The sequence below is a fragment of the Paracoccus sp. N5 genome (genome assembly GCF_000371965.1).
In the GTDB taxonomy this organism is placed as follows: Bacteria; Pseudomonadota; Alphaproteobacteria; order Rhodobacterales; family Rhodobacteraceae; genus Paracoccus.
Map to the genome: position 1 here is coordinate 1254210 of NZ_AQUO01000001.1, position 13640 is coordinate 1267849.

Below are 13640 nucleotides of genomic sequence, written 5' to 3' on the forward strand. Positions count from 1 at the left end.
GGTGATGACTCAAGCGCAAAGCCTGCCCGCCCACGTCAATGTCGCGATCATCGGCGGTGGCGTCATCGGCACGTCGATCGCCTGGCATCTGGCAAAGCTGGGCATCACCGACACCATCGTGCTGGAACGCCACCGGCTCACCAGCGGCACGACATGGCACGCCGCCGGGCTGGTCGGCCAGTTGCGCCAGAGCCGCAACCTGACCGAACTGGCAAAATACTCGGCCGAGATGTTCGCCGAGCTGGAACGCGAAACCGGACAGGCGACCGGTTTTCGTCAGAACGGTGCCATCTCGGTCGCAATGACCGATGCACGGATGGAGGAACTGCAACGCGGCGCCTCCATGGGCCGCAATTTCGGGCTGGAAGTCGAACAACTAACCGTTTCGGACATTGGCCGAATGCTGCCGCATTTCGATCTAGATGGCATACGGGGCGGCATTTTCCTACCCAGGGACGGCACCATCAACCCCATCGACCTGACGCAGGCCTACGCCATAGGCGCACGCCGCGCCGGTGCCCGCATCAGCGAAGACGTCTGCGTGTTGCGGATCCTGACAGAGAAAGGCCGCGTTTCAGGCGTCGAGACCAATCAGGGCACGATCATGTGCGACAAGCTGGTGATCGCTGCCGGCATGTGGTCGCAGGAGCTGGGCCGCAGCATCGGCGTCAACATTCCCTTGCACGCGGTCGAGCATTTCTATGCTGTGACCGAAGCCATGCCGGAGCTGCCGCGCGACATGCCGTTCGTCCGTGTGTTCGACGAATATGCCTATTACAAAGAGGATGCCGGCAAGCTGCTGCTCGGGGCCTTCGAACCCGAGGCGAAGCCGTGGGCCGCGCCGCGCATCGGCGACGACCACCGTTTTGTCACCCTGCCCGAGGATATCGACCACTTCGCGCCGATCCTCGAAACAGCGGTGCGCCGCATGCCGATGCTGGAGAATGCCGGGATTTCGCTGTTCTTCAACGGACCGGAAAGCTTTACCCCCGACGGCAACTATCATCTGGGCGAGGTGCCAGAACTGCGCGACCTGTTCGTTGCAGCCGGGTTCAACTCGATCGGGATCATGTCCTCGGGGGGGGCCGGCCTCATCCTGTCGCAATGGATACGGGACGGCCACCCGCCGATGGACGTGAACGGCATGGACATCCGCCGCATGCAACCGTTCCAGTCCTCACGCCGCTATCTCGAAGATCGCAGCCGAGAAACCGTGGGCCTCGTCTACGCGATGCACTGGCCCTATCGCCAGCATGTCACAGCTCGCGACGCCCGTAGATCACCGCTTCACGACCGCATGGCGGGGCTGGGTGCGGTATTCGGGGAATTCATGGGCTGGGAACGTCCGAACTGGTTCGCTCGTGATGGCGTAGCGCCGGAATACGTCTACTCCTTTGCCCGCCAGAACTGGTGGCCCTGCGCCGAACATGAAGCAAAAGCGATGGCCGAAGGCTGCGCAATCTTCGATCAGTCCTCCTATGCAAAATTCCTGGTGCAGGGCGCCGACAGCGGCAGGGTCCTGAACCGTATCTGCGCCAACCAGGTCGATGTCGAACCGGGTCGAATCGTCTATACGCAATGGCTGAACGAACGCGGCGGCATCGAGGCCGACGTGACCGTGACCCGGCTGGCCCATGACCGCTACCTGATCGTCACCGCCGCCGGCGCGCAGACCCGGGACATGGCATGGCTGCAACACCATATCCCGGCAGACGCGCTCTGCGTGGCGACCGACATGACCTCGGGCCTGCCCATGCTGGCAATCATGGGGCCGAATTCGCGCGCATTGCTGGAAGCGGTCAGCGGCGAGGACATGTCGGATGCCGCCTTCCCCTTCGCGACCTCGCGCGAGATCGAGATCGGCTATGCCCGCCTGCGCGCCAGCCGGATCACCTACGTCGGCGAACTGGGATGGGAGCTCTACGTTCCCGCCGAATTCGCACCGCATGTTTTTGACCGCATCTGGCAGGCCGGTGCGCGCTTTGGTCTGGTCCCGGCGGGTTTCCACACGCTGAACAATTGCCGGATGGAAAAGGGCTACCGGCACTGGGGCCATGACATCACGGAAGAGGATACGCCGATCGAGGCCGGCTTGGGCTTTGCCGTGGCGCTGGACAAACCCGATTTCATCGGCCGCGAGGCCATCTTGGCGCAAAAGGCAGCGGGCCTGCCGCGTAAACGCATGGTCAATATCGCCCTGATGGACGACGGGCCGGATGCCCCGCTGATGTATCACGAGGAGCCAATCCTGCGCGACGGGCAGATCGTCGGCTCGATCACCTCGGGGGCATGGGGGCATCGGGTGAACCTTTCACTCGGCATGGGCTATGTGAACAACCCGGCAGGCGTCAGCAAGGACTGGCTGGAAAGCGGCCGATGGCTGGTTGAAATCGCGGGAACCCACCATGCCGCACGGGTGCAACTGGCCCCCTTTTACGATCCGGAACGCACAAGGCTTTGACGACAACCGCGCGCGAGACGCGGCAATGACCAGACTGCCCGGATAGGCCGGGCAGCAACCAACATGGAGAAGAACGCAAATGATGATTCGCCAAATGCTCCTGGGTGGCATCACACTGGGGATGATCAGTGCCTGCCCCGCGCTTGCACTGGATCAAATTACCGTTGCGGTGTTTCCCGAATGGCCGCTACCTCTGGAATACGCCCGCGCAAAGGGACTTTATGACGAGGCGTTGGGGGTCAAGGTCAATTGGCGCAGTTTCGACACGGGAACCGCGATGATCGCCGCCATGGCCTCGGGCGACGTGCAGATGGCGGTCGGCATGGCGGTGCCGCCGGTCGTGACCAGCGCCTCTGCGGGACAGGACATACAGATCGTGGATCTGGCGGTTTCCTATTCCGATAACGAAAACTGCGTCATCCGCTCGGATCTGGACATCTCGGCCGAGAACATCAGCGACCTGGCCGGCAAGAAGGTGGCTTTGCCGCTGGGCACCGTCACCCATTTCAGCTTCCTCAAGCAGATCGAGCATTTCGGCCTGAAGCCCGAGGACGTGCAGGTCGTGGACATGGCTCCCGCCGACGGCGCTGCTGCCCTGTCGCAAGGCGCGGTCGATGTGGCTTGCGGCTGGGGCGGCGCGCTGCTGCGCATGAAGGAAAGCGGCGACATGCTGATGTCCGGCAGCGAGAAAGAAAGTGTCGGCATTCTAGTGGTCGATTTCGTCACCGCCCCACGGACCTTCATCGACGAGAATCCCGATTTGGTCGAGGCCTTCCTGAAAGTCACCGATCAGGCCAATGTCGCCTGGACCCAGGGGGCAACACGCGACGAGATGCTGCCGGTCATCGCCGCCGGTGCCGGCGTGGACGATGCCGCCGCCTCGACGACGCTGGCGCTTTTTACCTTTCCGACCATACAGGAACGGCTGTCGGAAAAATGGCTGGGCGGCGGGGTGCAGGCCTATATGAAAGAGGTTGCGGATCTCTTCGCACAAACTGGCAATATCCACGCATCGTTGGACAGCTATGACGACTTCGTCAACGCCGGGCCGCTGAAAGCGGCCTCTGCAGAATAGGCTCGCCATGTCCGGGCTTGAGATCGAAAATCTGTCGATGCGTTTCGACCTGCCGCGAGGGCGGGTGGTCGAGGCGTTGCGCGATGTCTCGCTGACGGTCGAGAAAGGAACCCTGCTGTCGGTGCTCGGCCCCTCTGGCTGCGGCAAGACCACGCTTCTGAACATCATCGCCGGGTTCTTGTCGCCCAGCGAGGGACGGATCACCTTGAACGGCAGGCCCGTCACCGGCCCGGATCCCGAACTGGGCATGGTCTTTCAGCAGGGGGCGCTTTTCGAATGGATGAATGTCGGCCAGAATATCGAGTTCGGCCCACGCATGAAGGGCGTGCCCCGACGCGAACGCGAAGCCCAAACCGACCACCTGCTGGCAGCGGTCGGTCTGGCCGGGTTTCGCGACAAGGCCGTCTATGAACTTTCAGGCGGCATGCAGCAACGCGTCGCGCTGGCTCGATGTCTGGCAAATGAACCGGATGTGATCCTGATGGACGAGCCCCTAGGCGCCCTCGACGCGCTGACTCGGGAAAAAATGCAGGGCCTGATCCTGAAGCTCTGGAAGGAAACCGGCAAAACCGTCATCCTTATCACCCATTCGGTCGAGGAAGCATTGCTGCTCGGCCAGCGGCTGCTGGTCATGGCCCCGCGACCGGGCCGGATCCACCGCGAATACACGCCACCTTTTGCAGAACAGGGCATCGATAGCAGCCTCCGCGACGTCAAGAAATCCAAGAGCTTTACCGAGACCCGCGAAGAAATCCTGTCGATGATCTGGGGCATGGAAGAGGAAATCATGGGCCAGGCGGAGGACGCATCGTGATCGTTTTGGCAGTATATATCGGGCTTTTCTCCATCTCGGCCTTGCTGGTGCGGGCTATGCGCAGCAAGCGCAAAGGCTTTGCCGCCCGTAAAACCGTCACTTTCGGCGACGAGAGCGCGATCACCCCGGACAGGGTTGCCTCGGTGATTTCCATACTGGTCATCTTCCTGATCTGGGGCGCATTCACCGGCTCGAAGCTGGTGCCGGTCCATATGCCCGGCCCCTTCACTGGTGAGATGCGCTTCAGCTATGGCGTAACCGACGATGCTGGCCAGCAGGGCACGGCCCATATCACGATAAAGGTAGGCGACAAGACGAACGGTCAGCCCGGTGCGCCAACAGACGATGCCGACCCCGACCAGATGACCCGCGACGATCTGGCCACCACCGAACCGGGCCGGACAGTGCTTGTCAGGCCGACCGAGAACGACCCGGCAGCCGCAAACCCCGGTTATCGCGTCAGCTCGGTTCAAGGGCAGCAAATCACGCCGGGCCAGACCGTTTCCGTTCCCGGCGGCAAGGTTATGCTGACCGGGCGCGGTGCCCTCAGCGTTCGCCCGGACAGCGGATGGCTGATCGAACCGACATGGTTGCCTTCACCCGAGGCCGTCGTAGCGCGCTTCTTCCAGATTGCAAACGACGGCTATCAGAATACGCCGTTGTGGCAGCATCTGGGCCTGTCGCTGATGCGCGTCATCGGCGGATTTCTGGCCGGAGCGGCTATCGGCATTCCACTGGGATATGCAATGGGTCTTTCAGGCTGGTTCCGGGGCTGGTTCGACCCGATCGTCGAGTTTATGCGTCCGGTGCCTCCTTTGGCACTGATCCCTCTGGTCATCATCTGGTTCGGGATCGGCGAGACCGGCAAGATCGTGCTTCTGTTTCTGGCTTCGCTGTGGATCATGACGATTGCGGCGCGCTCGGGCGTGTCAGGAATACGGCTGTCAAAGATCCATGCGGCCTTTTCACTGGGGGCATCGCGCCGGCAGATCCTGCATCATGTCATCATCCCAAACTCGCTGCCTGACATCTTTACCGGTGCGCGCATGGCGATGGGGGTGTGCTGGGGCACCGTGGTCGCGGCAGAACTGGTTGCCGCGCAGGCCGGGGCGGGAATGATGATCATCAGCGCCTCAAAATTCCAGATGACCGATGTCGTGGTCATGGGTATCATCATGATCGGCATTATCGGTTACGGCATCGACATGCTGATGCGGCAAGCCGAATGCTGGCTGGTGCCATGGAAAGGTCGCGGCTGAACCGAGACTGTGCCGAATTTTGTGCCTGACACGTTTTCTTACGTCATTGGGAAGCGTTCTTCGAAAATGATGGCGAGCTGGCTTCTGACAGCGTGCCATTCGCGCACCGAGCGCTTCCACTCGGTGGAAGTAGCATTGAGCGCCAGATAGATCAATTTCGCCGCTGCGTCGTCGCTTGGGAAGTGGCCCCGGGTTCTGACGGCGCGGCGGATTTTCGAGTTCAAGGCCTCAATGGAATTCGTGGTGTAGATCAGCCTGCGCACCTCAGGTGGGTAGTCGAGAAACGGGATGACCTCGTTCCAGGCCCGGCGCCAACTCGGCGCAATCGCCGGAGACCGTCTGGCCAGATCGCTGTCCTCGAACTCTGCCAGGGCCAGTTCGGCCGCGTCGGCATCCACCGCCGTGTAGATCGCCTTGAGGGCTACGGCGACGGCCTTGCGGTCCTTATAGCTGGCGAAGTTCATGGAATGGCGCAGCAGATGGACAATGCAGGTTTGGATCCGGGTGCCTGGGAACGCCGCCTCGATGGCCTGTGGGAAGCCCTTCAGCCCGTCCACGACGGCGATCAGGATGTCCTGGACGCCCCGGTTGCGCAGATCGCTGAGCACCTTGGCCCAGAACTTGGCGCCCTCATTGGCCTGGAACCACAGGCCCAGAACGTCCCGCGTGCCGTCCGGCAAAACCGCCAGGGCCACGAAGACCGCCTTGTTCGAGACCGCCCCGTCGCTACGGATATTGACCCGGATCGCGTCCATGAAGACGATCGGATAGCAGGGCTCCAAGGGGCGGTTCTGCCATGCGGTGACCTCCTCCATGACCGCGTCAGTGATCACAGAAATCAAGCTCGGCGATGCCTCGACGCCGTAGATTTCCTCGATATGACCCTGGATCTCGCGGGTCGTCATCCCCCGGGCATACATGCTGACGATCTTGCGGTCGAACTCGGGAAAGCGGCGCTGATATTTGGCGATCAGCAGCGGATCGAAGCTGCCGTTGCGGTCGCGCGGAATGTCCAGGACAACCTTGCCACTGTCGGTGGTCACCGTCTTCTGGCTGCGCCCGTTGCGGCGGTTGAGAGGGTGGTTCTGGCCCTCAGGCGCTTCCTCTGCCCGCTCTTCACCGAGATGGACGTCCATCTCCGTGCTCAGCGCACGTTCCGCCAGCGCCTTGGTCAGTTCCGCCAGGATGCCGGCCTTGCCAAACAGATCGCCAGCCGAGCGGCCTTCCATCAGCCGGTCAAGCAGGTCTTTGTCGATGCTCATACGTGGGTCTCCTCTCAAAGCAGTTACCACGTCAGCGCACAAAATTCAGGATAGTCCCGCTGAACCTCATGGAGGCGGAAGAGATTCCGCCTCCTCCGCGATCAACCGTATTCCGGCATCGATCTGGACGGCATCAGCCAGCGCAAAGCTCATGCGGAACGAACGCCGTATGTCACCGTGCATGTAAAACACCGCGCCATCGTCAACGATCACGCCGCGCGCCAGCAATCGCCGACAGAAATCACTGGAATCGAAGCCTTCCGGGCCGGTCAGCCAGAACGACGTTCCCCCGCTGCTCTGGACCGCAAATTGCGGCAGATAATCGCGCACGGCCGCGTCCATGCGCTGCCACCGCTCTCTTCTGCGCCGCACGGACCGGCGCAGATGGATATCGTAGTAGCCGAGCCGCAGAAAATAGGCCATCGTCTCCTGCATCAACGTCGGAGCGTGACGCAACATGGCGTGGCGGACAGCACGAGCCTCACTGATCACGTCGCGATGCGCGACGATGAAGCCCAGCCGCAATCCCGGAGACAGCGTCTTGGACATACTGCCGACATAGATCACTCGGCCAGTCGTATCTATGGCTCGCAACGAAGGCTCGGGCTTCTTGACGGTGTCGAGTTCGGCCTCGTAATCATCCTCGAGGATCAGGAAGCGATGTCTGGAGGCGGCGGCCAGCAGCGCCTCGCGCCGGTTGTGCGCCATTGTGACCGAAGTCGGAAACTGGTGGCTGGGCGTGACATAGACCAGCTTGCAATTCCGAGGCAACGCCTCGACCACGAGTCCTCCGGTATCGACCGGGACCGGGGAAAGGCGGTTGCCCGCGACAAGAAAGGCGTTGCGGGCATCGGGGAAACCCGGATCCTCGACCGCGACCGATCCTTCCGCATTGCGCATCAACAGTCCGATGATCGACAGGGCGTTCTGTGCGCCCAACGTAATCATCACCTCTTCGTTCGTCGCCGCGATGCCACGATAGACCAGCAGGCGCTGGCGAATCTGCTGCAAAAGATGTGGGCTGTCGCCCTTGATGGAATCTCGCGTCCAATCGGCAACGGTGCGCCGGCTGAGCGCCTGCCGTGAACACTCCCGCCAAGCATCAATGGGAAAGAAACGAGGGTCCGTCTGATTGTAAATGAAGGGATAGGGATAATGGGACCAATCCTCGGGGTGGCGCACATGAACCATCCGCGATGGCGGCATTGCCAAGCCGGGCATGGGAGATGGCGCAACCGGATCATCTTCATCCGATTCTGATTCGGGTCGGATCAGTCGCGATTCCGCACTTGCGACATAATAGCCCGAGCGGTCGCGCGCTTCGAGGAGCCCCTCGTCAACTAGTCGGCTATATGCGGCAAAGACCGTGTTGCGCGACACCCGTAATTGCTGGGCAAGCTCCCTGCAGGAGGGTAGCGCCAAATCGGGCGCCAGCGCCCCTCTCGCAATCGCCGCACTGACGACTTCGCAAATCTGATCGCGCAACTGCAGCCGGGAACCACGCGGTAGGCGAAAAAGAGGTGATTTCGATAGCCCCATATCTGGTCCTTTGCAGGCAAGCAGGATCTGTCCCTTATATTCCTTCCAACTGTCCCTTTCCATGCCTCTCTGCACCGCGTTTCAATAGCCCTGACCTTACGTCGGCAAGAAAGGGCGATACGACATGGAGCAGGCTCAGGTAGTCATTGTCGGCGGCGGCGCTATGGGCGTTTCGCTGCTTTACCATCTGGTCGAACTGGGCTGGAGCGATGTGATCCTGGTCGAAAAGAACGATCTGACCCACGGCTCGACCTGGCACGCGGCGGGACTTTGCACGCATTTCTCGCATAGTCCGACGATCCAGATGCTACGCGCGACCTCGGTGCGGCTTTACCGCGACATCCTGCCCGCGCGCACGGGCGAGGACTGCGGCTTTCACAGCTCCGGCGCCATGCGCGTGACCCGCTCGGCCGATCGCATGACCGAGTTCGCCCATGTGGCAGGCCTGTCGAAGTTCACCGGCTTCGACCTTCGCGTCGTCACCCCCGCCCAGATCGCGGAACTGCATCCGCTGGCGCAGCTCGACGGGCTACTGGGCGGCATTTACGAACCCGATGACGGCCATGTGGATCCAACGCTGGCCACCAACGCGATGGCCAAGGTCGCGCGTGAGGGCGGGGGCCGGATCATGCGCCAAAGCCCGGTTCTCGGCATTACCCGAGACGACGATCACTGGCTGGTCGAAACAGCCAAGGGCACGATCCGCACCCGCCACGTCGTTAATGCGGCCGGCACCTGGGGGTGGGAGATCGGCCGGATGATGGGCCTGAACATCCCCTCTGTGCCGATGCTGCACCAATATCTGGTGACGGATACCGTGCCGGTCGTAGCCGAGCGGCTTGCGGCCGGACTGCCCGAACTGCCGATCATCCGCGACCCCGAGGAAAGCTGGTATGTCCGCCAGGAACGCGACGGGCTGATCCTTGGCCCCTACGAACGCCATGCGCCGGCATGGTCCATCGACGGCGTGCCACCCGAATTCGGCGCCGAACTGCTGCCGCCGGAACTCGACCGCATCGAATCCATCATCGAGGCGGCGATGGCGCGCATCCCGGCACTTGGCGACGGCGGAATCAAGTCCGTCGTCAACGGCCCGATCACATACACGCCCGACGCAAATCCGTTGATAGGACCCGCCCACGGCCTCGAAGGCGCATGGCTGCTGACGGGCTCGTCCATGGGGGTGATGGAAGGGGGCGGCGCGGGCTGGTTCCTCGCGCATTGGATGACGCATGGCGCGCCGCCGATGGAGGCGCATGCCGTTGACAGCCGCCGGTTCGGCATATGGGCGGGCCGCGACTATCGCGTGGAAAAAGCCATTGAGGCCTACGGCCTGCAGTTCGGCATCCACTACCCGCACGAGGAGCGTCCTGCCGCGCGCAATCGTCGCACGACCCCACTGCACGAGCTGATGCTGGAGCGTGGGGCCGTCATGGGCGCCGTGCATGGCTGGGAACGACCAAACTGGTTTTCAGACAAACCCGGCGCCATCTCGCAGCCCGGTTTCGGAACTCCCGACTGGCAACCCCATGTGCAGCGGGAGGTTGATGCGACCACGACCACCGTCGCACTTCAGGATATTTCCGTGCTCTCGAAATTCATGGTCGAGGGCATCGACCTGCTGGACTTCCTTGCAGAGCTTGGCGCGAACCGACCGCCTCGGATCGGCCGCATCGGCCTGACCCATGCACTGACGCCGCAAGGCGGCGTTCATTCGGAATTCACTGTCAGCCTTCTCGACAACGGCCGGGCCCTATTGACAAGCGCCGCTGCTGCGGAAGAACGCGACGAAGACCTGTTGCGCCATCTTGCGCAACGCTTCGACGTGACCCTGCGCAACGTAACCGAGGATTACGGTGCCATCGCGGTCATGGGACCGAAATCACGCGAATTGCTGTCGCGTCTAGGCGACTCGGACCTGTCGGACACGGCATTCCCGTGGCTTTCCGTGCAGAGGATCCAGGTGGCACAGATCGCGGTCATCGCGCTACGCATGTCCTATGTCGGCGAGTTGGGCTGGGAATTGCACATTCCCCGTGACCACACGGTCACCGTCTTCAGGGCGCTCGAAGAGGCTGGTCGCGATCTGGGATTGGGCTATTACGGCGCATTCGCGGCGGACTCCATGCGACTGGAAAAGGGCTATCGGGCTTGGGGCAGCGATCTTATCAGCGAGCGCACACCCTGCGAGGCCGGGCTGGATGCCCTCGTGTCCGTTGAACGGCGTGTCTTTACCGGTCGCGACGCCCTGCTCGCCCGCCGAACTTCGCCCGATCACTGGTCCATGGCGCTTGTAAGTGTCGAAGGAGTGGAGCAGCCACCCTTCTTTGGCCACCCCGTCAAGTTCGGGGATCGGGTCGTGGGTCTGGTCACTTCGGGGGCGTATGGTTGCCGCACCGGACTGATGCTGGCTCTGTGCTATTTCCGCAGTCCGCTACCGGACCGGGAGATGACGATCGAAATACTGGGCCAAGACTATCCGGCCCGGATGCTGGACACCGTGCCCTTCGATCCGGGCAATGGCCGGCTACGCGCCGCATCCGCCAAGGCAAATCCACCAGAGACAGTATCCTGAAGAAAGGTAAGCAAACGATGAAGGTTCTCGTGCCAGTGAAGCGCGTGATCGACTACAACGTGAAGGCCCGAGTGAAGGCTGACGGCACGGGTGTCGATCTTGCGAATGTGAAGATGTCGATGAACCCGTTCGACGAGATCGCGGTCGAGGAGGCGATCCGGCTGAAGGAGAAGGGCCAGGCCGAGGAGGTGATCGCCGTTTCCATTGGCGTCAAGCAGGCCCAGGAGACGCTGCGCACCGCGCTGGCCATGGGCGCCGACCGGGCGATCCTGGTCGTCGCCGCCGATGACGTGCAGCAGGACATCGAGCCGCTGGCGGTGGCGAAGATCCTCGCCGCGGTGGCCAAGGCCGAGGGCACCGAGCTGGTGATCGCCGGCAAGCAGGCCATCGACAACGATATGAACGCCACCGGCCAGATGCTCTCGGCGATCCTGGGCTGGGGCCAGGCGGCCTTTGCCTCGAAGCTGGAACTCGACGGCGGCAAGGCCAAGGTCACCCGCGAGGTCGACGGGGGCTTGCAGACCATCGAGGTCAGGCTGCCGGCGATCGTGACGGCCGACCTGCGCCTGAACGAGCCGCGCTATGCGAGCCTTCCGAACATCATGAAGGCCAAGAAGAAGCCGCTCGATGAAAAGACCCCGGGCGATTACGGCGTCGACGTCGCGCCGCACCTGGAAGTCGTTTCGGTGCGCGAGCCCGAGGGCCGCAAGGCCGGCATCCGGGTCGGCTCGGTCGACGAGCTGGTGTCGAAACTGAAAGAAGCGGGGGTGATCTGATGGCCGTTCTTCTGTTGGGTGAAGTCACCGATGGCGCGCTGAACCGCGACGCGACCGCCAAGGCGGTGAATGCGGTCAAGGGCCTGGGCGATGTGACCGTGCTGGTGGCGGGCGCGCAGGCGCAAGCCGCCGCGGCCGAGGCCGCGACGATCGCCGGCGTGTCGAAGGTGCTGGTGGCCGAGGCCCCGCTCTACGGCCACCGCCTGGCCGAGCCGACCGCGGCACTGATCGTGGGCCTCGCCGGGGACTACAGCCACATCGCCGCGCCGGCGACGACCGATGCCAAGAACATCCTGCCGCGCGTCGCGGCGCTCTTGGACGTGATGGTGCTGTCGGATGTCTCGGCGGTGATCGACGCCGACACCTTCGAGCGCCCGATCTATGCCGGCAACGCCATCCAGGTGGTGCGCTCGAAGGACGCGAAAAAGGTCTTCACCCTGCGCACGGCCAGCTTCGACGCGGCCGGCGACGGCGGCGCGGCTGCGGTTTCCGACGCGGCGCCGGCGTCCGATCCCGGGCTGTCGAGCTGGATCTCGGACGAGGTGGCGCAATCGGACCGCCCCGAGCTGACCTCGGCCAGGCGCGTGGTCTCGGGCGGCCGCGGCGTCGGCTCGAAGGAAAGCTTCGCGGTGATCGAGGCGCTGGCCGACAAGCTGGGCGCCGCGGTGGGCGCGTCGCGCGCGGCGGTGGACAGCGGCTATGCGCCGAACGACTGGCAGGTCGGCCAGACCGGCAAGGTGGTGGCGCCTGAACTCTATGTCGCCGTCGGCATCTCGGGCGCGATCCAGCACCTGGCCGGGATGAAGGATTCGAAGGTGATCGTGGCGATCAACAAGGACGAGGAGGCGCCGATCTTCCAGATCGCCGACTACGGCCTCGTCGGAGACCTGTTCACAACCGTCCCGGAACTCACAGGGAAGCTGTGATGCTTGAGGACACTTCAGTCACTCGGGGTGTTTTCATCGACGGCAAGGCTTTTGCGTCCAGCCTGCGCGGCCAGGTTGCCGCCGGGGTTGCGGGGCTGGCGGCGCGGGGGATCGTGCCGGGGCTGGCCGTGGTGCTGGTGGGCGAGGATCCGGCCTCCGAGGTCTATGTCCGGAACAAGGGCATCCAGACCCGCGAGGCCGGCATGGCCTCCTGGGAGCACAAGCTGCCGGCCGAGACCGCGCAGGCGGAGCTGCTGGCGCTGGTCCAGCGGCTGAACGCCGACCCGGCGGTGCATGGCATCCTGGTGCAGCTGCCGCTGCCCGCGCATATGGATGCCGAGGCGGTCATCAACGCCATCGAGCCCTCCAAGGACGTCGACGGCTTCCACATCCTGAACGTGGGCCTTCTGGGCACCGGGCAGAAGAGCATGGTGCCCTGCACGCCGCTCGGCTGCCTGCTGATGCTGCGCGACCGGCTGGGCGATCTCTCGGGACTGAACGCGGTCGTGGTCGGGCGCTCGAACATCGTCGGCAAGCCGATGGCGCAGCTCTTGCTGGGCGACAGCTGCACCGTCACCATCGCGCATAGCCGCACCCGGAACCTGGCCGAGGTCTGCCGCAGCGCCGACATCCTGGTCGCGGCGGTGGGCCGGCCGGGGATGATCCGGGGCGACTGGATCAAGCCCGGCGCCACGGTGATCGACGTCGGCATCAACCGCATCGAGGAGGACGGCCGCACCCGGCTGGTCGGCGACGTGGATTTCGACAGCGCGGCCCGGGTCGCCGGCGCCATCACCCCGGTGCCGGGCGGCGTCGGTCCGATGACCATCGCCTGCCTCTTGGCCAATACGCTGACCGCCTGCTGCCGGGCGAACGGGCTGCCCGACCCCGAACTGGTCGGCTGAGATTGCCGGGGGGCGGGGGCTCTGCCCCCACGCGCCAACGGCCCCAAG

Annotated in this window: 10 protein-coding genes; 8 read left to right on the top strand and 2 right to left on the bottom strand. The window is 63.5% G+C overall.

Going from position 1 to position 13640, the window contains the following annotated elements; all coding sequences use genetic code 11:
* Window positions 1–4: 4 nt before the first annotated feature.
* The 4 genes from PARN5_RS0106290 to PARN5_RS0106305 all read left to right on the top strand — a co-directional run bounded on the left by PARN5_RS0106290 (window position 5) and on the right by PARN5_RS0106305 (window position 5609).
* On the top strand, window positions 5–2461 hold the full coding sequence (locus tag PARN5_RS0106290) for an FAD-dependent oxidoreductase (protein ID WP_017998927.1): 2457 nt from the start codon (window positions 5–7) through the stop codon (window positions 2459–2461).
* 79 nt (window positions 2462–2540) lie between these two features.
* Complete coding sequence (locus PARN5_RS0106295; RefSeq protein WP_026155211.1) at window positions 2541–3536, top strand: ABC transporter substrate-binding protein; 996 nt, start codon at window positions 2541–2543, stop codon at window positions 3534–3536.
* Window positions 3537–3543: 7 nt separating this feature from the next.
* Window positions 3544–4350, top strand: a complete 807-nt coding sequence (locus PARN5_RS0106300; protein WP_017998929.1) for an ABC transporter ATP-binding protein — start codon at window positions 3544–3546, stop codon at window positions 4348–4350.
* Window positions 4347–5609, top strand: coding sequence for an ABC transporter permease subunit (locus tag PARN5_RS0106305; RefSeq protein WP_017998930.1), 1263 nt, complete (start codon window positions 4347–4349; stop codon window positions 5607–5609). Before PARN5_RS0106300 ends, PARN5_RS0106305 begins: the two co-directional genes overlap by 4 nt.
* Before the next feature lie 38 nt (window positions 5610–5647).
* Here PARN5_RS0106305 and PARN5_RS0106310 read toward each other — a convergent pair whose 3' ends face one another.
* Window positions 5648–6871 (bottom strand): IS256 family transposase, encoded by a 1224-nt coding sequence (locus PARN5_RS0106310; RefSeq protein WP_017998931.1) that lies wholly within the window; start codon window positions 6869–6871, stop codon window positions 5648–5650.
* A gap of 66 nt (window positions 6872–6937) precedes the next feature.
* Window positions 6938–8473 carry a PLP-dependent aminotransferase family protein gene (locus PARN5_RS21715; protein ID WP_232419313.1) on the bottom strand — a complete coding sequence of 512 codons (1536 nt, stop codon included), beginning with the start codon at window positions 8471–8473 and terminating at the stop codon, window positions 6938–6940.
* Between the two features lie 61 nt (window positions 8474–8534).
* Between PARN5_RS21715 and PARN5_RS21720 the strand changes: the two genes are divergently transcribed.
* Genes PARN5_RS21720 through folD form a run of 4 tightly spaced genes read left to right on the top strand, consistent with a single transcriptional unit; the run spans window position 8535 to window position 13592 of the window.
* Window positions 8535–10985, top strand: coding sequence for an FAD-dependent oxidoreductase (locus PARN5_RS21720; protein ID WP_036744572.1), 2451 nt, complete (start codon window positions 8535–8537; stop codon window positions 10983–10985).
* Between the two features lie 17 nt (window positions 10986–11002).
* Window positions 11003–11761 carry an electron transfer flavoprotein subunit beta/FixA family protein gene (locus PARN5_RS0106325; protein WP_017998934.1) on the top strand — a complete coding sequence of 253 codons (759 nt, stop codon included), beginning with the start codon at window positions 11003–11005 and terminating at the stop codon, window positions 11759–11761.
* Entirely contained in the window at window positions 11761–12687 is a 927-nt protein-coding gene (locus PARN5_RS0106330) for an FAD-binding protein (protein WP_017998935.1), read from the top strand. The genes PARN5_RS0106325 and PARN5_RS0106330 overlap by 1 nt, the downstream gene beginning before the upstream one ends.
* Window positions 12687–13592, top strand: a complete 906-nt coding sequence (gene folD / locus PARN5_RS0106335; protein ID WP_017998936.1) for a bifunctional methylenetetrahydrofolate dehydrogenase/methenyltetrahydrofolate cyclohydrolase FolD — start codon at window positions 12687–12689, stop codon at window positions 13590–13592. Before PARN5_RS0106330 ends, folD begins: the two co-directional genes overlap by 1 nt.
* The last annotated feature ends 48 nt before the right edge of the window (window positions 13593–13640 follow it).

What these genes read in the sequence shown, in the direction of transcription:
- PARN5_RS0106290 (WP_017998927.1), top strand. Translation starts at nt 5, where the DNA reads ATGACTCAAGCGCAAAGCCTGCCCGCCCACGTCAATGTCGCGATCATC.
- PARN5_RS0106295 (WP_026155211.1), top strand. Translation starts at nt 2,541, where the DNA reads ATGATGATTCGCCAAATGCTCCTGGGTGGCATCACACTGGGGATGATC.
- PARN5_RS0106300 (WP_017998929.1), top strand. Translation starts at nt 3,544, where the DNA reads ATGTCCGGGCTTGAGATCGAAAATCTGTCGATGCGTTTCGACCTGCCG.
- PARN5_RS0106310 (WP_017998931.1), bottom strand. Translation starts at nt 6,871, where the DNA reads ATGAGCATCGACAAAGACCTGCTTGACCGGCTGATGGAAGGCCGCTCG.
- PARN5_RS21715 (WP_232419313.1), bottom strand. Translation starts at nt 8,473, where the DNA reads ATGGAAAGGGACAGTTGGAAGGAATATAAGGGACAGATCCTGCTTGCC.
- PARN5_RS21720 (WP_036744572.1), top strand. Translation starts at nt 8,535, where the DNA reads ATGGAGCAGGCTCAGGTAGTCATTGTCGGCGGCGGCGCTATGGGCGTT.
- PARN5_RS0106325 (WP_017998934.1), top strand. Translation starts at nt 11,003, where the DNA reads ATGAAGGTTCTCGTGCCAGTGAAGCGCGTGATCGACTACAACGTGAAG.
- PARN5_RS0106330 (WP_017998935.1), top strand. Translation starts at nt 11,761, where the DNA reads ATGGCCGTTCTTCTGTTGGGTGAAGTCACCGATGGCGCGCTGAACCGC.
- folD (WP_017998936.1), top strand. Translation starts at nt 12,687, where the DNA reads ATGCTTGAGGACACTTCAGTCACTCGGGGTGTTTTCATCGACGGCAAG.